The sequence below is a fragment of the Bradyrhizobium sp. DOA9 genome (genome assembly GCF_000617845.2).
GTDB lineage: Bacteria > Pseudomonadota > Alphaproteobacteria > Rhizobiales > Xanthobacteraceae > Bradyrhizobium.
The window spans coordinates 2,597,528-2,614,704 of sequence record NZ_DF820425.1 but is presented as its reverse complement, the minus strand read 5'-3'; the positions used below and the strand labels follow the sequence as shown (position 1 = coordinate 2,614,704).

Here is a 17,177-nt window from a genome sequence, read left to right as displayed (position 1 = left end):
ACTTCACCCGGCGCGCGCAACATTGATCGCGAGCTTGCCGTAGCGGTCCGTGAACGCTTCCGTGTCGATCTCTTCCAGCTCGATCTCGCCGCTCATCACGCCCTGTTTCCACGCGGCTTGCGCCGGATCGTTCTGGAACTCCGGCATCACCTCGCGGCCGAACAGCTCCAGCGACTCGCAGATGTGCTCGTGGCTGTTCTTGCCGGCCTGGTTGAGCAGGATGACCTGGTCGATATGCGAGGACTGGAAGCGCTTCAGCTTCTTGCGGATCGTCTCCGGCGAGCCGATCAGGCCGCCGCGCAGCGCCGCCTCCTGGGCTTCTGGATTGTCGCGCTTCCACTTGTTGTACTCGTCCCACATGTTGACGGTGTAGGGCGCGGGGCGCTGGCGGTTCTGAGCGGCACCGTAGAAGCGGAGCGCGAACTGGAAGAAGGTGGCGCCGTCGGCGCGGGCGCGCGCCTCTTCATCCGTCTCGGCGCACATGAAGAACGAGACCAGCGCCATGTTGGGATTGATCTCGTAATCGGCGAGCTTGTGCAGGCGTTTTGTCATCGCGTTGTAATAAGCGTGCACCCAGGCGTGCGCGGCGTCGGCGCTGACGAACTGGAAGCCCAGTGCACCGAAACCGTGGCGACCGGCGCGCTCGATGGTCGGCAACTGCGAGCAGGCCATCCACAGCGGCGGGTGCGGCTTCTGCACCGGTTTTGGTACGACATTGCGCAAGGGGATGTCGAAATATCTGCCGTGATGCTCGGAGCCGGCGTCCCTGAACATCGGGAAGATGGCCGCGACCGCCTCCTCGAACACCTCCTTCTTGGTCTCCATGTCACGGCCGAACGGCTCCAGCTCGGTGATCGAGGCGCTCTCGCCCATGCCGAACTCGCAGCGGCCATTCGAGAGCAGATCCAGCACCGCGACGCGCTCGGCGACGCGCGCCGGATGGTTGGTGGTGAGCTGGAGGATGCCGTGGCCGAGCCGGATGTTCCTGGTGCGCTGGCTTGCGGCGGCGAGGAAGGATTCCGGCGAGGGCGAGTGCGAATATTCCTCGAGGAAGTGATGCTCGACCACCCAGGCATGGTCGTAGCCGAGCCTGTCGGCGAGCTCCATCTGCGAGAGCGCGTTCTGATAGAGAGCGAGCTCGTCGCCCGCCTTCCAGGGCCGCGGCAGCTGCAGCTCGTAGAAGATGCCGAACTTCATGGCGTCGCTCTCCCGCTTATTGTTGTTGCGGGCATCTTAATGCGCGAAGCGGCGCTGTCTACGCGGCCGCAATTCCGCCATGCGGGAGAATGCGTTTCTCGGCGCGACGACCATTCAGCACCGCGCCGACGAGTGTGAAGCGCACCAGCAGATGATAGCTCGCCAGCATCGGCAAGATCGCGACGACGAGAATGATTGCGAACTTGATCAGTCCGGGCCAGTCGAGTTGCGACAGCATGACCTGGAGCGCCATCACGATCGGCATGTGGATCAGATAGAGCCAGTAGGACGCGTCGGCGAGATAGCGCCATGTCAGGCTGAAGCCCGACATGAAGCGGAGCGCGAGACCCATGACCGCGAAAACCGAGATCCAGATCGCCGCTGCGTAGAGGACCGCGGAGACAAGCCTGAGGGTCGCGAAACTGACGGGCAAAGTCGGTGCGCCCGACGCAGACAACATCACCCCCGAAAGCACGAAGCTGATCAGGATCAGGCCGAAGGCGAGCAGCAGGTGCGGCAGCCAGCGCCGCTCGATCGTCCGCAGCAAATCGATCTGCCGGTGCAGCAGCCAGCCGACGCCGAACGCGGTGCCGAAGCCGATCCAGGCCTGCGCGTTGGTGATGAGCGACTGATCCGGCGTCCTCACCCCCATCACATTGATCCAGCGTTGGTCGAGACAGAAAGCGATGCCGATCGGGATCGCCGGAACAAGGGCGGCCAGCGGACCTCTCATGATCCCTGCGAACAGCCGATCGATCGCCGCTCGCCAGGTGCCCGATGCATCGAGCCAGGCAAACGCGCTGCGCAGCAACAGCATGGCGGCATAGAGCTCCAGCAGCACATAGATGAACCAGAGATGGGTCAGGGGGAAATTCGGCAGCACCGGCGGCCAGCTGCGGGACCAGCCGCCATTCGGGAAATGAGACGCCCAGATCGCGATGAGGCTCATGAGCGTGAACAGGATCGGCCAACCGATCACGAGCGGCAGCCCGATCCTCTGGAGCCTGTCCCGGACGAAACCCTGGGTGCCCCGTCGATGAAAGCTCATGCGGGCGAAGAAACCCGCCATCAGGAAGAAGGCCGTCATCCGGAAGACGTGGATGGTGAAGGTGAGCAGGCCCAGCAGCAGGCTGGGATGGGTGTCCTGGATGAACCAGAACCGGGGCGTTGCAGGCACGAACGACATTGCCGCGTGCAGGACGATGCCAAGCAGCAGGGCACCTCCCCTCAGCGCATCGAGGGCGTGCAGTCGTTCTGATGCAGGGGCGGCGGTCGAAGCAGACATGGATGGGCTCATTCCGGCTGGCGAGGTTGCTGCCGGCTAGTCTGGCCGATCGCGATGGAGCCCTCTCGCCCGATCCAAAAATCGGCTAACCGATTTCTCGACGCGGTTCGCTGATCTCAGCCCTGCTCAAGGCATCGCGCCGAAACTCGGTCGGGGTCACGCCTGTCTCGGCCTTGAAGGCCCGGTTGAAAGGTCCGATCGACTGGAAGCCCGCGTCCATGGCGATGGTCAGCACCGGGACTTCCCGCTGCGTCGCGTCGGAGAGCGCCAGCCTGGCATCTTCGATGCGGTAGTGGTTGAGGAAGGCATTGAAGTTGCGATAGCCGAGCCCCTCGTTGATGGCCTGGCGGAGCCGGTGCTCGGGAACGTCGAGCCGCGCCGCGAGTGCCCCGATCGCAAGACCTTCCTGCCGGTAGGTTCGCTCCACGCTCATCAGATGGTCGAGACGCCGCAATAGGATGGGATCGACGACGACCCTGGGATCGACGACGACCCTGGGATCGACGACGACCCGGCCAGTCGGAGTACGGTCAGCCCCGCGCCGGCGGCCGGATGCGATGGCCGCCGTGGCCTCGTTGACCGCTGCGGCCGGCTGCGCGGCGAAAGTGCCCACTCCAGCAATCATGGCTACCATGAACAGGGCGAGCGCAGTCGGCAGACTGCCGGGCGCGCCGGGGACCGCGACGGGAATGGCAGCGAAGCCGGCACTGGCAACGACCGCAATCAGCCCGACATTCATTGCGAGCATCGCCAGCCGCAGCCGGCGGCGGCGCGCAACCAGATCGGCCCCCCAGGTCTTGACGGTCTGGGCGGCGGCCGCGAGAGCGAACGCCAGATTGACCAGCGCCAGGCCTCGACCGCCGGCCCCGGCCAGAGCGGGCCAATAGGCCCAGCCCAGGGTGAGCGCAAAGGCGAAGGCGACGATGCCCAGCCACAACGCGCCGTGCCAGCGCCGGAGCACGAAATCGTCGTCGAACGCGGCGCGTGCCCACAGCCAGAACAATGCGGGTTGCGCGGACAGGATCGGCAACACCCACCACCATGACGATTTGGGAAAGAAAGGCGCGGTCGTAATGGCGTAGAACACGCCACCGGCGGAAATGGCCATGCCCAGCAGAGCCTGCTGGCCGGCCGCATGACGCGGCAGCGCCACGAGAATGATCAGCAGGAACACGCCGCTCGTTGCGCCGCGCAGCCCGAGATCAATGGCCGTGAGCCCCATCACACCCGTCATCTCCATCAGGGAGCTCAACTGTCGCATCGCTTTCGCGCATGCACAATCTAAACTTGTGCTTGCGCGCCCGGCGGTGCGACATCCGCGCAAGCGGGCAGGTTGATCCAGATCAACGTCCCGGCGGACCGAATGCATCAAAAGGGCAGTAAGGCAACGGCCCGGATGCCGTCCCGATTCCCATCACATCCCGAAGAGACCGGATATGTCGGCCCCTGACGACACGGCATCGCGCGTGCGCCGTAGGCGCATGGAGATTTTTGCGTTCCTGTTCCTGACCGCGATCGTGATGCCCGTCCTCGCGGTCGGAACGGTCGGCTCCTATGGGCTCGGCGTCTGGATCTACCAGATGTTCGCCGGCCCTCCGGGCCCGCCGCCCTCCCCGCATTGATCCGCTCGAAGCGAAAGACCGGCATCATGGCCCAATCCACATTCAACCGCCGCGCCCTGATCACCGGCCGCGTGCTCACCGCCGAGCGCATCGTGCCGCCGCCGGGCGCCGAGATCGCCAGCATCATCGTGCAGGCACGGCCCGAGCGCCTTGCCGAGCTGGAAGCGGAGATCGCAGGCCTTCCCGGCTGCGAGATCCATGCCCGCGACGCGCGCGGAAAGCTCGTCGTCGTCGCCGAAGCGCCGGATGCCGGCAGCCTCGGCACCATGCTCAACACCATCCAGTCGCTGCAGCACGTCTATTCCGCGGCGCTGGTGTTCCACGCCATCGAAACGACCTAAGGGCCGGAGAGCCATCATGACATCGCCGAAGCTCGATCGCCGCCAGATGCTCAAGCTCGAAGCCGCCGCGATCGCCGCGGCCGCCGCCGGCCTTCCCGCACCGGCCTTCGCCGCAAACCTCGCCGCCGAGCGAGGGGCGAGCGAATTGAAATGGGACAAGGCCGCCTGCCGCTTCTGCGGCACCGGCTGCTCGGTGATGGTGGCGACCAAGGACAACCGCGTCGTCGCCACCCACGGCGACATCAAGGCCGAGGTCAATCGCGGCCTCAACTGCGTCAAGGGCTACTTCCTCTCCAAGATCATGTACGGCCACGACCGCCTGACGCAGCCGATGCTGCGCAAGAGTGGCGGCAAGTACGACAAGAACGGCGAGTTCACGCCGGTGTCCTGGACCGAAGCCTTCGACATCATGGAGCTGAAGTGGAAGGAGGCGATCAGGAAGCGCGGCCCCAACGGCGTCGCCATGTTCGGCTCCGGCCAGTGGACGATCTGGGAAGGCTATGCAGCGTCGAAGCTGTTCAAGGCCGGCTTCCGCACCAACAACATCGACCCCAACGCGCGGCACTGCATGGCTTCGGCCGTCGCCGGCATGATGCGCACCTTCGGCATCGACGAGCCGGCCGGCTGCTACGACGACATCGAGGCCGCCGACGCCTTCGTGCTGTGGGGCTCCAACATGGCCGAGATGCACCCCATCCTGTGGACGCGCATCGCCGACCGCCGGCTGTCCGCGCCGCATGTTCGCGTCGCCGTGCTCTCGACCTTCGAGCACCGCTCGTTCGACCTCGCCGACATCGGCATGGTGTTCAAGCCGCACACCGACCTCTACATCCTCAACGCGATCGCCAACCACATCATCAAGACCGGCCGCGTCGACAAGGACTTCGTCGCCGCGCATACCGTGTTCAAGCGCGGCCAGACCGACATCGGGTACGGATTGCGGCCCGAGCATCCGCTGCAGAAGAAGGCGACGGGCGCCACCAAGGCCAACGATGCCACCGACATGAGCTATGACGAGTTCGTCAAGTTCGTGTCCGAGTACACGCTGGAGAAGGCCGCCGAAATGTCCGGCGTGCCGCTCAACCGCCTCGAGGCGCTCGCCGAGCTCTACGCCGATCCCAAGACCAAAGTGGTCTCGTTCTGGACCATGGGCTTCAACCAGCACACCCGCGGCGTCTGGTGCAACAACCTCGTCTACAACATCCATTTGTTGACCGGAAAGATCTCCGCGCCCGGCAACAGCCCGTTCTCGCTGACCGGCCAGCCCTCGGCCTGCGGCACCGCGCGCGAGGTCGGCACCTTCTCGCACCGCCTGCCCGCCGACATGGTGGTCACCAACAAGGCCCATCGCGACCACACCGAGCAGATCTGGCAGCTGCCCGAAGGCACCATTCCGGACAAGCCCGGCGCCCACGCCGTGCTGCAAAGCCGGATGCTGAAGGACAGCCTGATCAACGCCTATTGGGTGCAGGTCAACAACAACCTCCAGGCCGGTCCCAACGTCAACGAGGAGATCTATCCGGGCTTCCGCAACCCCGACAATTTCATCGTGGTCTCGGACGCCTATCCGTCGGTGACTGCGCTCGCAGCCGACCTGATCCTGCCGACCGCGATGTGGGTGGAGAAGGAAGGCGCCTACGGCAATGCCGAGCGGCGCACCCAGTTCTGGCACCAGCTCGTCCCTGCGCCCGGCGAGTCGAAGTCGGATCTCTGGCAGCTCATGGAGTTCTCCAAGCGCTTCAAGATCGAGGAGGTCTGGCCCGCGGAGTTGATCGCCAAGAAGCCGGAAGTTCGCGGCAAGACGCTGTTCGACGTGCTCTTCAAGAACGGCCAGGTCGACAAATTCCCGGTGAGCGACATCGAGCCCGGCTACGCCAACGACGAATCCAAGGCGTTCGGCTTCTACGTCCACAAGGGGCTGTTCGAGGAATATGCCCAGTTCGGCCGCGGCCACGGCCACGACCTCGCGCCGTTCGACACCTATCACCGCGAGCGCGGCCTGCGCTGGCCCGTCGTCAACGGCCAGGAAACGAAGTGGCGTTTCCGCGAAGGCAGCGACCCCTACGTCAAGCAGGGCACTAACGTCCAATTCTACGGCCATGCCGACGGCAAGGCCCGCATCTTCGCGCTGCCTTACGAGCCGCCGGCGGAATCGCCCGACAACGAATATCCCTACTGGCTCTCCACCGGCCGCGTGCTGGAGCACTGGCATTCCGGCACCATGACGCGCCGCGTGCCCGAGCTGTTCAAGGCTTTTCCCGAAGCGGTCTGCTTCATGCATCCGGACGATGCGCAGGACATGAAGCTGCGACGCGGCGACGAGGTGAAGGTAGTCTCCCGCCGCGGCTTCATCCGCGCCCGCGTCGAGACGCGCGGCCGCGACCGGCCGCCGCGCGGCCTCGTCTTCGTGCCGTGGTTCGACGAATCGAAGCTGATCAACAAGGTGACGCTCGACGCCACCGATCCGATCTCGCTGCAGACCGATTTCAAGAAATGCGCCGTGCGCATCGAGCGGGTGAACATGTCATGATGAAACGATCCGCACTCGTCCTGCTCGCCTTCGCGATCGCAGCCGGCACGAGCTCGCTGACGGCGCAGACGGTGACTTCCGGCCTGCGCGGCCCGACCCCGCTCAACGACGAGGGCCCGGCGCCGCCGATGCTGCCGAACCGCAACACCTCCGAGAGGGAGGTGCGCAATTATCCGGAGCAGCCGCCCGTCATCCCGCACAATATCGACGGCTATCAGGTCGACCTCAACGGCAACAAATGCCTGTCCTGCCACGCGCGGGCGCGCACCGCCGAGTCGCAGGCGCCGATGGTCTCGATCACGCACTTCATGGATCGCGACGGCCAGTTCCTGGCCTCGGTCTCGCCGCGCCGCTTCTTCTGCACCGAATGCCACGTGCCGCAGAACACCGCCAATCCGCCGGTCAGCAACGATTTCACCGATATCGACACGCTGCTGTCGCGCACCAGTCCGGGTGGCCGCAGATGACGACGACCGCCGATGATCCCAACGCGGAGCTCAACGCCAAGCGCGGCGTCATCGCGCGCAGCTGGGCGTTTCTGCGCGAGCTGTGGCAGGTGCTGACCCGGCCGAGCTCGGTGTTCGCGCTCGGCACCCTGGTGCTGGCCGGTTTCGTCGCCGGCGTGATCTTCTGGGGCGGCTTCAACACCGCGCTGGAAATCACCAACACCGAAAAATTCTGCACCGGCTGCCACGAGATGAAGGACAATGTCTACGCCGAGCTGAAGTCGACCATCCACTTCTCCAACCGCTCCGGCGTGCGCGCAACCTGCCCGGACTGTCACGTGCCGCACAACTGGACCGACAAGATCGCGCGCAAGATGCAGGCCTCCAAGGAGGTCTGGGGCAAGATCTTCGGCACGATCGATACCAGGGAGAAGTTCCTCGATCACCGGCTCGAGCTCGCTGCGCATGAATGGGCGCGCTTCAAGGCCAACGACTCCCTGGAATGCCGCAACTGCCACAGCGCCGATTCCATGGACATCACCAAGCAGTCGCCGCGGGCCTCGGTGGCGCACCAGCGCTTCCTGTTCACCAAGGAAAAGACCTGCATCGACTGCCACAAGGGCATCGCCCACCAGCTGCCCGACATGCGCGGCGTGCCGGGGTGGCAATAGGGCGGCGCCTGGCGCGGCCTGAGCCAAGGCGTGTACTCGTAAGATCGAGCGCTGCGAGGGCGGGGCTTGATCTCTGTCATGCCTCAAGCAGCGGCGCGCAAGCGGACATAGCCGGAGGTCCGAGCGGGCCATTGCCGAACTCATTCGTCGCAACAACAGGGCCCTATTCGATTACGTTGTCGGCACGGGCAAGCAGCGTCGAAGGGATAGTTAGACGGAGAATCTTAGCAGTCTTTGCGTTCACCACTAGTTCAAATTTCGCTGGTTGCTCGACGGGTAGATCGGCAGGCGCCACACCCTTAAGGATCTTGTCAACGAAGAGAGCGGATCGACGAAACAGGTCGTAAAAGTCAACCCCATAGGCAAGGAGCAGCCCCGCCTCGGCGTATTCCCTGCCAACGGAGATTGCCGGCAGACGGTTCGCGATGGCCATCGCGCCAATTTGATTGCGGGCGTTAAACAGCACGGAATCCCCGAGCACTATGAGCCCTTCCGCCTGCTGCTCAACCAACATTGAAAAAGCTTCTTCCAGCGTGGTAGCCGCTGGTACTTTAGCCGAAATGTGCGTCAGTCCCAGCGTGCGGGCGGCCTCACCCACAGACGGAAGTCTGACCGAGTTTGGAGCAAACTCCGGATTGAAGAGCACGCCCACTCGCTTGATGCTCGGAAATATTTCCTTCAGCAGTTCAAGCCGCTTGCCATTTAGCTCGGCACCCGTGTCCTGGGTAAGACCGGTGACGTTTCCGCCCGGCCGAGCCAGACTAGCAACGAGGCCGTTGCTGACGGGATCGACACTATTGGGCACTACGATTGGAATATTCGACGCACCTTTTATGACTGCCGCCGCCGAATGGTTGCCTGTGATGATGACGTCTACACCGCGCTGGCTAAGGTCTGCGATGAGCGCCGGGAGCCGCGCAGCCTCGCCATCAGCGAAGCGGTACTCGATGATGACGTTTTCGCCAATGCGGTATCCAAGATTCCGCAGGCTCTCCTCAAAAGCTTTGATAAGGTGAAGTTGCTGACTCGACGAACCGCTCGTCAGCCAACCGATGCGATAAATCTTCCGGAGTTGTTGTGCGCGCACCAGAGGAGGCCATGCCACGATGGCCCCGAGTAAATTGAGGAATGCGCGTCGCCGCATCGGCTGCTCCGGAGGCAACAGACTTTGGAATATGTCGAGCTTACCAGCCTAAAGGGAGGCCACAACGAAATATCGACGCTGTCCCTCAATGAGCCGCAGCGGCTTCATCGTAAGATAAAGGTACGCAATCGGTCAGGTCAGCTTCGGGCAAAGAGAACCTCATGCTTGGTACGACCAGCACGGATGGTCGACAGTGCGTTCTCGAGTTCATCGAATTCGTGACATAGCACGATCAGGCTACGCCCTCATCCTGACGGCCCGCAACGGTGAGCGTCTCGAAATGGCCGCAGTGATCGGCCTTGAAATGCGATGGCCATGCGCTTGAACCCTTGGGGCGAATGGTTAATTTGGGGATGAGCGAATCGCCTCTTTTCGCCGCTCCCTCAAGACAGTCATGGCCACTTTCACCCCGCATCAGGATGCTGCGCTCAAAGCCGTCGGCGACTGGCTCAAGGCCAGGCCGGGACGGGCCGGCACGCCGCCGGTGTTCCGCCTGTTCGGCTTTGCCGGCACGGGCAAGACCACGCTGGCGCGGCACATCGCCGAGGGCGTCGACGGCGAGGTGAAGTTCGCCGCCTTCACCGGCAAGGCGGCCCTCGTCATGCGCAACAAGGGCTGCGACGGCGCTTCCACCATCCATTCGCTGATCTATCGCGCCCGCGAATCCGGCGAAGAGCAACCGAGCTTCGAATTGTGGGACGATGCGCCGGCGTCGAAGGCAAAACTGATCGTGATCGACGAATGCTCGATGGTCGACGCCGAGCTCGGCCGCGACCTGATGTCGTTCGACTGTCCTCTCCTCGTGCTGGGCGATCCCGCGCAGCTGCCGCCGATCCAGGGCGGCGGCTTCTTCACCAATTCGGAGCCCGACGCGATGCTGACCGAGGTGCATCGCCAGGCCCAGGACGATCCGATCGTGCGGATGTCGATGGACGTGCGCGAGGGACGCGAGCTCGACATCGGCCGCTATGGCGAGAGCGAGGTCGTCTCGCGGAAAGAGCTCGATCCCGATCGCGTCATGGGTGCCGACCAGATCCTGGTCGGCCGCAACAACACCCGCCGCGCCTACAACATGCGGGTACGCCAGCGCCAGAACATCGAGGATCAGTTTCCCGTCGCCGGCGACAAGCTGGTGTGCCTGCGCAACAACCGCAAGAAGGGCCTGTTCAACGGCGGCCTGTGGCGCGTCAAGTCGCGCACTACCTCGCGTTCGAAGTCGCGCATCCTCTCGATGCGGCTGTCGCCGGACGAGGATTTCGGGCACAAGGTGACCAAGGTCTCGGTGCGAGCCGATTGCTTCGAGGGCGGCGTCGAGCAGATCGCCTGGGAGCAGCGCAAGCCCTATGACGAGTTCGACTACGGCTACGTCCTGACCGTGCACAAGTCGCAGGGCTCGCAATGGGACGATGTCGTGCTGTTCGACGAGAGCTTCGCGTTCCAGGATTCGCGGGCGCGGTGGCTGTACACGGGGATCACGCGGGCGGCGAAAAGGCTGAGCATCGTCGTCTAGAGCACCGGCGCCGCCGCAACCATTAAAGCGGCACGGCTACGTCAACGGCTGCTGATCGTGCTTTTCGCGGCCCCAGACGTCGTCGATCGTCGATCGCGCCGGTTCATCTAGCGCGGAGTTCCACCTCCCGCCAAGCCGGCCTGTCGTCGCGCCGGCTGCGTGCTCACGGTCTCGTGTCCGGCCCGGCGTAACAATCTGCGGCTCGGCCCGTATCTCGGATGATGCGAAAACACAGGCGGCAGGCTGTTCGCCCGGTCCCGTCCGCCCTAGACTGTCAGCCCTCGCGAAAGAGGGATTGCCGAAAGAGGATTGCCATGCGCCGAACCGCCCTCGCCGCCCTGCTCGCCGCAACCACCGCCCTGACGCTGGCTTTCTCGATGCCGTCCCGGGCCGCGGAGGAGGCGGTCGTGATCCCGCCGCCCGCATTGGACGCGGCACCCGCAAGCGGCATCCAGACCGCCGTGCTCGCCGGCGGCTGCTTCTGGGGCGTGCAAGGCGTCTTCCAGCACACGGGCGGCGTCGTCAACGCGGTCTCCGGCTATTCCGGCGGCACCAAGGCGACCGCCGATTACCAGGCCGTGTCGAGCGGCCGCACCGGCCATGCCGAGGCGGTCGAGATCAAGTACGACCCGAAGAAGATCTCCTACGGCAAGATCCTCCAGATCTACTTCTCGGTGGTGCACGACCCGACCCAGCTCAATCGCCAGGGCCCCGACGTCGGCCCGCAATATCGCTCGGCGATCTTCACCACCTCGGACGAGCAGAAGAAGGTGGCGGAGGCCTATATCGCCCAGCTCAACGGCGCGAAGGTGTTCAACAAGCCGATCGTGACCAAGGTCGGCGCGCTGGAGGCGTTCTATCCGGCGGAGGCCTATCACCAGGACTATCTGACGCTGCACCCGAACCAGCCCTACATCGCCTATAACGACATCCCCAAGGTCGAGAACCTGAAAAAGCTGTTCGCGGATAACTACATCGAGAAGCCGACGCTGGTGAATGCCGGCAAGGCCACCAACTGATCGAAAGATCACCAAAGCAACGGGAGACCCATGCCCGACACCAAGACGAAAGCGACCGACGACAAGGTCATCAAGAGCGAGGAGCAGTGGCGGCGCGAGCTGACGCCGATGCAATACGCCGTGCTGCGCGAGAAGGCGACCGAGCGTCCCTTCTCCGGCGAATATGAGCACGACCACCGTGCCGGCACCTATGTCTGCGCCGGCTGCGGCAATGTGCTGTTCGAGTCCGATGCCAAGTTCGATTCCGGCTGCGGCTGGCCGAGCTTCACCCAGCCCGCGGTCGAGAGCCACATCGACGAGGAGCGGGACACGACCCACGGCATGATCCGCACCGAGGTGCTCTGCGCCAAATGCAGCGGCCATCTCGGCCACGTCTTCCCCGACGGCCCCGGACCGACCGGCCTGCGCTACTGCATCAATTCCGCGGCGCTGAAGCTCGAGCCCAAATAACGCGGCACGCCGCCGGGTTCCCAGGTGGAACCCGGCGGCGCGATGTGCTTTTCTCTGGCGTTACGGCCGATCATGCATTTCGGCGGCCGCCAGCGAGGGTGTCATGTCGCTTGGGGTCATCCTGCTCATCCTGGTGATCATCTATCTCATCGGCGGCCTGTCGGGCCGGTTTGGCGGCTACGGCTATGGCTTGGGGCATTCCGGCATGGGGATCGGCGGGGTCGTGCTGGTCGTCCTGATCGTGCTGCTGCTTCTTGGCAAGGTTTAAACCATTTAAATAATTGAAATATAAAGATTTTCCGCGCCTGCGGAGCTGCCATGCACGGATTCATCATCTCGCATCGCGGGGGTCGCATTTTTGTCAAATCGGCCTATATTAGAGGGCGACAATGACATGTGGCGGGCCCGCTCGATTGCGGCCCCTGCCCTCCCCAACCCCACGCGCTTAAAGCCCCAGAGAAGATCACGAGGTCTTTGACCATGCGTCCACTGCGTCCGTTCAACTTCAACACCTCCGCCGAGCTCTTCCCCGCCGCCATCCGCAAGAAGAAGCGCGCGGGCTTCACCTACCGGCGGTTCGGCACTGCGGCCGAGGCCGTGCAGTTCGCGATGGAGCAGTTGCCGACGGATTCGCTGAACGGCGCCTATCTCCAGGTCGAGGAAGCGCGCTTCGACCAGAACGGCATCCGCTCGCTTTACGAGAGCGATGCCTTCCCGCTGCCCCGCCGGCCCAAGCCGGCCCCCGCCGCCGCGGAGACCGACGCCGACGCGGCGTAAGCTTTCACGAGCAAGTTCGATGTGCGCAGAAGGCGCGATGGCCGAAAGGTCGTCGCGCCTTTTGTGTTTTTGGGGGGCTTTGTCCGAGCGTCATTGCGAGCGCAGCGAAGCAATCCAGAGTCCCGCCGCGGAAAGATTCTGGATTGCTTCGCTGCGCTCGCAATGACGACGTTGAGAAATCCGGCGTATTGCCGATCAGATGGACCTGCGGCATCGCACCCTACATCCGCGGCTGCTTTTCCAGCCAGCGCTGGAGCAGGCGGACGTTGCGCATGTTGGCGCGGAACATGACGTCGAAGGCGTCGCCCGCGAACGGGACCAGGCCGACCACGCCGTCGACCGCGACATTGCCGAGCATGCGCGCCGTGACGTGCCAGGGCGCGCCCAGCGCGCGGGCTTCGCGCACCAGCCACAGCGAGATCGCGGTGGTGATGATGTCGCCGACGACGGGGATCAGGCCGATCAACCCGTCGATGCCGTAGCGGATGTTGGTGCCGGGCAGGATGAAGGCAACATCGAGCAGCTTGGCGATCGCCTCGAGCCGCGCGATCCGCTGCTCGCGCGTCAGATTGCCGAACGGGCTGCCTTGGCCGAACTCGAAGCGAAACTCGCGAAATCCCTGCTCCAGGCTTTCCGGCCTGATCTCGTGGCCTTCCTGATCGATGATCGGCCCGCGCGCCTCGTCGCGCGAAAAGCGCGCACGCGAGCTGCTCCCGGAACCGGATTTGCGCGGAGCGAGGATGTCGTCGTCGGGCATGGCCATGGCCTTCGGTGAACGCGCCAGCGCGGCGGAGGTTGCTGCCGCGCCCGAACGCCGCGCCTCAGGTCGGCGCCGGCGCGGCTTGCGGCTCCTCGACATAGCGATGCACGAGCCAGGATGACATCACCGCCGGCACGAAACCGACGAGGCCGTACAGGATGAACTGCACCGCGCCCGAATCCGGGCCGCGCGAGCTGTAGGTGAGCGAGGCCAGGGCGAAGGCGAACACGCCGACCAGAAGCATTCGCAAGCCGGGACCGATCCGGCGGATGTGGAGCAGGATGTCGTCGACCGCGCCGATCATCAGCGCGGGCAGGAAGCCGAACAGGTAGCTGTATTGCAGGGTCTTGAAGAACACCGCGAACAGCTTGCCGACCTCGCCGAGATTGGTCTGGGTCCAATAGCCGGACTGGTAGGTCGTCGTCAGCAGCAGCAGGAACCCGCCGACGAACGGACCGACCAGCGCAAACACCAGATAGCGTTTCATCAAGCACCTCACTCTTTGCCGGGGTTATAGCAGCGCAGTGGGAACCTTGAACAGCGGGGCACCGGGCTCCTTGAGGGGAACAAGTGGCAAGACGATGAGTTCATGCTGGACCTGAATTCAACCCCTGACAGACTGGAGCCGCCGATGGCCCGCAAATTTCTTCTGGCGACGATCGCGCTGGCGGCCCTGAGCGGCCTGTCGACGGCACCCGCGCTCGCCCAAGGCCATATGGGCACGCCGCAGGAGCAGCAGGCCTGCTCGCGCGATGCGCAGCGCTTCTGCCGCAAGGACCTCGGCAATGACGGCGCGGTGCAGAGCTGCCTGCAAGCCAACCGGGCCAAGCTGTCGAAATCGTGCAGCAAGGTATTTCAGAGCCACGGCATGTGAGGACGGACCCATCCCCGCAATCGGAGAGTGAAGCCATGTTGCACGACGAAGAGCTCTCGATCCTGCGGGACATCAGCCAGTCCGTCGCCTTTGCCGACGACCGGCAGGGCAAGATGGGGCAATTGATCGCCGACGGCTATGTGATGAAGGCCGGCGATCTGTTCGAGCTGACGCCGAAGGGCGTCACCGCCGTCGAGGAGCACGCCGCCTCGCTGGGCGCGAGCGATGCGGAACAAGCGCGGGCGTCGTCTGACCGGCTGATCTGATCGCACGACGTGACTGGCGTGCAACAATTGCGAATTCCTTTGTGCCGGCCATTGCGGGCGCGTGACAATGGCGCATACTTCGCTCGGGCGGCGCAGCACTTTCGATTCGGGCATCAGGAAATCGAGCGACCACACGCGGGATCGAAGCTCCCGGCGTGAAGGTTGCGACATGCGGCAGATCAAGCCGGGTGCGGCGCCCCAACACCAGGCGGCTCACGCCTTAAGGGAACTCAGGGACCCATCCTTCATGACACGCCATCAAACCATCGCTTCGCTCTTCGCCGTCGCCGCCACCTTCGCTCTCCAGACATCACCCGCTCTCGCCTTCACGCAAGAAGCCCAGCAGATGTGCTCGGGTGACGCGATGCGGCTGTGCTCCAGCGAGATCCCCGACATCCCGCGGATCACCGCCTGCATGGTCCGGAACAAGGCGCAGGTCAGCCCCGGCTGCCGCGCCGTGATGGACCGCGAGCATGCCGCCGCGGCGGCATCGCGCAAGCGCGAAGCGGCGGCGCAGTAGCAAGGAGTGGCGACGCCTGCCGCTCCGCCGTCATTGCGGAGCAATCCAGAACTGTCACCGTGGCAACAGTCTGGATTGCTTCGCTGCGCTCGCAATGACGGAGTGTGTAGCGACGCCTCCGGTCATGGAGGCCGAGATTTCTCGGAGTAAGCCTCAATCGCCCCACTGCGCGAAGGCGTCGTTGAAGGCGCGCTCGCCGGGAGCGCCCTTCTCGATGGCGATGATGGCGCGGCGCTGGTTGGCGTAGACCAGCGGCACGTCGAACCAGGAGCGCTCCTTCAGGAGCTGGACGTTGCGGGCGCGGTCGGCGTCGACGTTGGACAGCCCGACCAGGAAGAACCCGTCGGTGACCTTGACCGCGAGGCCGGCGAGCGGCGTGCCGCGGGCCTGCTCGTTCGACTTCATCAGGATGCCCGGCACGTTGGAGACGCTGCCGCCGGGGAAATCCTGCGGCAGGATGAAGGTCAATTCCGCGGTGTGGCTCGCCGGCAGCGAGGAATCGGTGTTGCGGCGGAACGACATCGTCATCTTGAACTTGCGGTCGGGGATCTCGATGTCGGCGCGCACGGCGACGTCGGCCTTCTGGTTGCCCGAGGCCTTGATCGGCTCGAGCCGCCACACCACCGAGCCGACATATTGCTTGCCCTTCGGATCGGATGGATCCTCGTCATAGAGCACGACCTTCTGCGCCACCGGGGCGACCGGCTGGTCCGCCGAAGGCTGGCCGACGCGATCGGGAATCTTCGGCTTGCTCTGCGGCTGCGCCGGGGTCGTCGGCGTGTCAGCCACTTGCGTCGCGGACGGCTTGAGAAAGCCGTTGACGATCTGGACCAGCTGCTTGCCCCAGAGGATGCCGGCGCCGACCAGGATGAGCACGATGCCGACCGCAATCGCGCTCTTGAACGGAAAGGCGGAGCCGGTGCGGGCGCGCTTCTTGACGTCGCGATCGGCGGCGATGCGCGGACGCGGCGACGGCGGCTGCGGCGTGTAGCGCTCGGCCTCCTCGATCGACTCGTCATAGGAATAGGGCGCCTCGGACTCGCCGGTGCGGTTTTCCAGGCTCGGCTCCATCCGGTCGAATTCCGGCGAGGGCGAGGGCACGTTGGCATAGGTGCGGCGCGCGGCGCGGCTGGCCTGCGCGGCGGCACCGCCGAGATCGTTGGCATCGGCCGTGATGTCGCGGAAGCCGCGCACGCCGGGCGAGGACGGCAGCGGCGGCGGCGGTCCCACATCGGTCGGACGGCGCGCAGCCTGGCGGTCGCGCCCGGCCGGCGGCTCCGGTGGCGCGGCGGGCGGGCCAGACGGGCGCGGGGCGTCGAAACGGGGCGCGCGCGGCGGCCGCGGGGCCTCGTTTTGGTCGTCGACGTTGAAGGACGGGCGGTCGGCGCGCGGCGGCGCCGGAGCCGGACGCGTGCGCGGCGGCGCGGCAGCCGGGTTGCCCTCGGCGGCCCTCGTGCTGGCGCGGCGGAAGGCATCGCCACTCGAGCCCGAGCGGGTCGCGCCACCGGGACGCGAGGCCTCGCGGGCGCGCTGGGCGGCCTCCGATTCGACCTTGCGGACGGCCTCTTCCAGCGACAGCCGTTCGCGGGTGATCTCGGATTCGGACAGCGGCGGCTGCACGCTGCGCAGCTGCGCGATCAGCGCCGTACGCGCCCGCTCATAGAGCGCGCGACGGCTTTCGCCGGGAGCGTTGGGGTCCAGGGCGGCAATAGCGCGGGCGATCAGCGGATAGTAATCAGCCATTTCTACTCAACTATACGCGCGT

At 64.9% G+C, this 17,177-nt stretch carries 20 protein-coding genes; 13 read left to right on the top strand and 7 right to left on the bottom strand.

Annotated elements, in window-relative coordinates; genetic code table 11:
- Positions 1–3: 3 nt before the first annotated feature.
- From BDOA9_RS12185 to BDOA9_RS12175, 3 genes are all read right to left on the bottom strand, one after another.
- Positions 4–1,197, bottom strand: coding sequence for an LLM class flavin-dependent oxidoreductase (locus BDOA9_RS12185; RefSeq protein WP_025034213.1), 1,194 nt, complete (start codon positions 1,195–1,197; stop codon positions 4–6).
- A gap of 58 nt (positions 1,198–1,255) precedes the next feature.
- A complete protein-coding gene (locus BDOA9_RS12180) occupies positions 1,256–2,482 on the bottom strand; it encodes an acyltransferase family protein (protein WP_025034212.1) in 1,227 nt (408 codons plus the stop codon).
- An 85-nt stretch (positions 2,483–2,567) separates the two neighbouring features.
- Positions 2,568–3,704 carry an AraC family transcriptional regulator gene (locus tag BDOA9_RS12175; protein WP_025034211.1) on the bottom strand — a complete coding sequence of 379 codons (1,137 nt, stop codon included), beginning with the start codon at positions 3,702–3,704 and terminating at the stop codon, positions 2,568–2,570.
- A 214-nt stretch (positions 3,705–3,918) separates the two neighbouring features.
- On the opposite strand from BDOA9_RS12175, the gene napE reads away from it, so the two are divergent.
- From napE to BDOA9_RS12150, 5 genes are read left to right on the top strand one after another with little or no spacing between them, the layout of a single operon-like run.
- A complete protein-coding gene (gene napE, locus BDOA9_RS12170; protein ID WP_025034210.1) occupies positions 3,919–4,104 on the top strand; it encodes a periplasmic nitrate reductase, NapE protein in 186 nt (61 codons plus the stop codon).
- A gap of 26 nt (positions 4,105–4,130) precedes the next feature.
- The gene (locus BDOA9_RS12165; protein WP_025034209.1) at positions 4,131–4,445 is read left to right on the top strand and encodes a chaperone NapD; all 315 of its coding nucleotides are present in this window, start codon (positions 4,131–4,133) and stop codon (positions 4,443–4,445) included.
- A gap of 16 nt (positions 4,446–4,461) precedes the next feature.
- Complete coding sequence (napA, locus tag BDOA9_RS12160; RefSeq protein WP_025034208.1) at positions 4,462–6,975, top strand: nitrate reductase catalytic subunit NapA; 2,514 nt, start codon at positions 4,462–4,464, stop codon at positions 6,973–6,975.
- The gene (locus tag BDOA9_RS12155; RefSeq protein ID WP_025034207.1) at positions 6,972–7,442 is read left to right on the top strand and encodes a nitrate reductase cytochrome c-type subunit; all 471 of its coding nucleotides are present in this window, start codon (positions 6,972–6,974) and stop codon (positions 7,440–7,442) included. The genes napA and BDOA9_RS12155 overlap by 4 nt, the downstream gene beginning before the upstream one ends.
- Positions 7,439–8,092 carry a cytochrome c3 family protein gene (locus tag BDOA9_RS12150; RefSeq protein WP_025034206.1) on the top strand — a complete coding sequence of 218 codons (654 nt, stop codon included), beginning with the start codon at positions 7,439–7,441 and terminating at the stop codon, positions 8,090–8,092. Before BDOA9_RS12155 ends, BDOA9_RS12150 begins: the two co-directional genes overlap by 4 nt.
- Positions 8,093–8,255: 163 nt before the next feature.
- Here BDOA9_RS12150 and BDOA9_RS12145 read toward each other — a convergent pair whose 3' ends face one another.
- Positions 8,256–9,236 carry an ABC transporter substrate-binding protein gene (locus BDOA9_RS12145; RefSeq protein WP_025034205.1) on the bottom strand — a complete coding sequence of 327 codons (981 nt, stop codon included), beginning with the start codon at positions 9,234–9,236 and terminating at the stop codon, positions 8,256–8,258.
- A 394-nt stretch (positions 9,237–9,630) separates the two neighbouring features.
- Here BDOA9_RS12145 and BDOA9_RS12140 point away from each other — a divergent pair, with 394 nt between their 5' ends.
- The 5 genes from BDOA9_RS12140 (at position 9,631) to BDOA9_RS12120 (ending at position 12,992) form a co-directional block, all read left to right on the top strand.
- The gene (locus BDOA9_RS12140) at positions 9,631–10,746 is read left to right on the top strand and encodes an ATP-dependent DNA helicase (protein ID WP_025034204.1); all 1,116 of its coding nucleotides are present in this window, start codon (positions 9,631–9,633) and stop codon (positions 10,744–10,746) included.
- Between the two features lie 314 nt (positions 10,747–11,060).
- Positions 11,061–11,765, top strand: coding sequence for a peptide-methionine (S)-S-oxide reductase MsrA (msrA, locus tag BDOA9_RS12135; protein WP_025034203.1), 705 nt, complete (start codon positions 11,061–11,063; stop codon positions 11,763–11,765).
- 30 nt (positions 11,766–11,795) lie between these two features.
- On the top strand, positions 11,796–12,215 hold the full coding sequence (msrB, locus tag BDOA9_RS12130; protein WP_025034202.1) for a peptide-methionine (R)-S-oxide reductase MsrB: 420 nt from the start codon (positions 11,796–11,798) through the stop codon (positions 12,213–12,215).
- A gap of 103 nt (positions 12,216–12,318) precedes the next feature.
- Positions 12,319–12,483 carry a DUF3309 family protein gene (locus BDOA9_RS12125; RefSeq protein ID WP_042335992.1) on the top strand — a complete coding sequence of 55 codons (165 nt, stop codon included), beginning with the start codon at positions 12,319–12,321 and terminating at the stop codon, positions 12,481–12,483.
- A gap of 212 nt (positions 12,484–12,695) precedes the next feature.
- A complete protein-coding gene (locus BDOA9_RS12120) occupies positions 12,696–12,992 on the top strand; it encodes a hypothetical protein (RefSeq protein ID WP_025034201.1) in 297 nt (98 codons plus the stop codon).
- A 220-nt stretch (positions 12,993–13,212) separates the two neighbouring features.
- Here the strand turns inward: BDOA9_RS12120 and BDOA9_RS12115 are convergent, their stop codons facing one another.
- Both BDOA9_RS12115 and BDOA9_RS12110 read right to left on the bottom strand, forming a co-directional pair.
- Positions 13,213–13,755, bottom strand: a complete 543-nt coding sequence (locus BDOA9_RS12115; protein ID WP_025034200.1) for a DUF4112 domain-containing protein — start codon at positions 13,753–13,755, stop codon at positions 13,213–13,215.
- 58 nt (positions 13,756–13,813) lie between these two features.
- Positions 13,814–14,239, bottom strand: coding sequence for a DUF5413 family protein (locus BDOA9_RS12110; protein WP_025034199.1), 426 nt, complete (start codon positions 14,237–14,239; stop codon positions 13,814–13,816).
- A 144-nt stretch (positions 14,240–14,383) separates the two neighbouring features.
- On the opposite strand from BDOA9_RS12110, the gene BDOA9_RS12105 reads away from it, so the two are divergent.
- From BDOA9_RS12105 to BDOA9_RS12095, 3 genes are all read left to right on the top strand, one after another.
- On the top strand, positions 14,384–14,626 hold the full coding sequence (locus BDOA9_RS12105; protein ID WP_025034198.1) for a cysteine rich repeat-containing protein: 243 nt from the start codon (positions 14,384–14,386) through the stop codon (positions 14,624–14,626).
- 35 nt (positions 14,627–14,661) lie between these two features.
- Positions 14,662–14,892 carry a hypothetical protein gene (locus BDOA9_RS12100; RefSeq protein ID WP_025034197.1) on the top strand — a complete coding sequence of 77 codons (231 nt, stop codon included), beginning with the start codon at positions 14,662–14,664 and terminating at the stop codon, positions 14,890–14,892.
- 247 nt (positions 14,893–15,139) lie between these two features.
- Positions 15,140–15,412: a hypothetical protein gene (locus BDOA9_RS12095; protein ID WP_042335990.1), complete on the top strand. Its 273-nt coding sequence runs from the start codon at positions 15,140–15,142 to the stop codon at positions 15,410–15,412.
- Positions 15,413–15,565: 153 nt separating this feature from the next.
- Here the strand turns inward: BDOA9_RS12095 and BDOA9_RS12090 are convergent, their stop codons facing one another.
- The gene (locus BDOA9_RS12090; RefSeq protein ID WP_025034196.1) at positions 15,566–17,155 is read right to left on the bottom strand and encodes a hypothetical protein; all 1,590 of its coding nucleotides are present in this window, start codon (positions 17,153–17,155) and stop codon (positions 15,566–15,568) included.
- Positions 17,156–17,177 lie beyond the last annotated feature (22 nt).

Excerpts from the sequence above, each read along its gene's own strand:
- BDOA9_RS12165 (WP_025034209.1), top strand. The coding sequence starts at position 4,131 with ATGGCCCAATCCACATTCAACCGCCGCGCCCTGATCACCGGCCGCGTG.
- BDOA9_RS12125 (WP_042335992.1), top strand. The coding sequence starts at position 12,319 with ATGTCGCTTGGGGTCATCCTGCTCATCCTGGTGATCATCTATCTCATC.
- BDOA9_RS12095 (WP_042335990.1), top strand. The coding sequence starts at position 15,140 with ATGACACGCCATCAAACCATCGCTTCGCTCTTCGCCGTCGCCGCCACC.
- BDOA9_RS12140 (WP_025034204.1), top strand. The coding sequence starts at position 9,631 with ATGGCCACTTTCACCCCGCATCAGGATGCTGCGCTCAAAGCCGTCGGC.
- BDOA9_RS12175 (WP_025034211.1), bottom strand. The coding sequence starts at position 3,704 with ATGGGGCTCACGGCCATTGATCTCGGGCTGCGCGGCGCAACGAGCGGC.
- BDOA9_RS12115 (WP_025034200.1), bottom strand. The coding sequence starts at position 13,755 with ATGGCCATGCCCGACGACGACATCCTCGCTCCGCGCAAATCCGGTTCC.
- BDOA9_RS12120 (WP_025034201.1), top strand. The coding sequence starts at position 12,696 with ATGCGTCCACTGCGTCCGTTCAACTTCAACACCTCCGCCGAGCTCTTC.
- BDOA9_RS12100 (WP_025034197.1), top strand. The coding sequence starts at position 14,662 with ATGTTGCACGACGAAGAGCTCTCGATCCTGCGGGACATCAGCCAGTCC.
- BDOA9_RS12155 (WP_025034207.1), top strand. The coding sequence starts at position 6,972 with ATGATGAAACGATCCGCACTCGTCCTGCTCGCCTTCGCGATCGCAGCC.
- BDOA9_RS12150 (WP_025034206.1), top strand. The coding sequence starts at position 7,439 with ATGACGACGACCGCCGATGATCCCAACGCGGAGCTCAACGCCAAGCGC.
- msrB (WP_025034202.1), top strand. The coding sequence starts at position 11,796 with ATGCCCGACACCAAGACGAAAGCGACCGACGACAAGGTCATCAAGAGC.
- napE (WP_025034210.1), top strand. The coding sequence starts at position 3,919 with ATGTCGGCCCCTGACGACACGGCATCGCGCGTGCGCCGTAGGCGCATG.
- BDOA9_RS12090 (WP_025034196.1), bottom strand. The coding sequence starts at position 17,155 with ATGGCTGATTACTATCCGCTGATCGCCCGCGCTATTGCCGCCCTGGAC.
- msrA (WP_025034203.1), top strand. The coding sequence starts at position 11,061 with ATGCGCCGAACCGCCCTCGCCGCCCTGCTCGCCGCAACCACCGCCCTG.
- BDOA9_RS12180 (WP_025034212.1), bottom strand. The coding sequence starts at position 2,482 with ATGTCTGCTTCGACCGCCGCCCCTGCATCAGAACGACTGCACGCCCTC.
- BDOA9_RS12105 (WP_025034198.1), top strand. The coding sequence starts at position 14,384 with ATGGCCCGCAAATTTCTTCTGGCGACGATCGCGCTGGCGGCCCTGAGC.
- BDOA9_RS12185 (WP_025034213.1), bottom strand. The coding sequence starts at position 1,197 with ATGAAGTTCGGCATCTTCTACGAGCTGCAGCTGCCGCGGCCCTGGAAG.
- BDOA9_RS12145 (WP_025034205.1), bottom strand. The coding sequence starts at position 9,236 with ATGCGGCGACGCGCATTCCTCAATTTACTCGGGGCCATCGTGGCATGG.
- napA (WP_025034208.1), top strand. The coding sequence starts at position 4,462 with ATGACATCGCCGAAGCTCGATCGCCGCCAGATGCTCAAGCTCGAAGCC.
- BDOA9_RS12110 (WP_025034199.1), bottom strand. The coding sequence starts at position 14,239 with ATGAAACGCTATCTGGTGTTTGCGCTGGTCGGTCCGTTCGTCGGCGGG.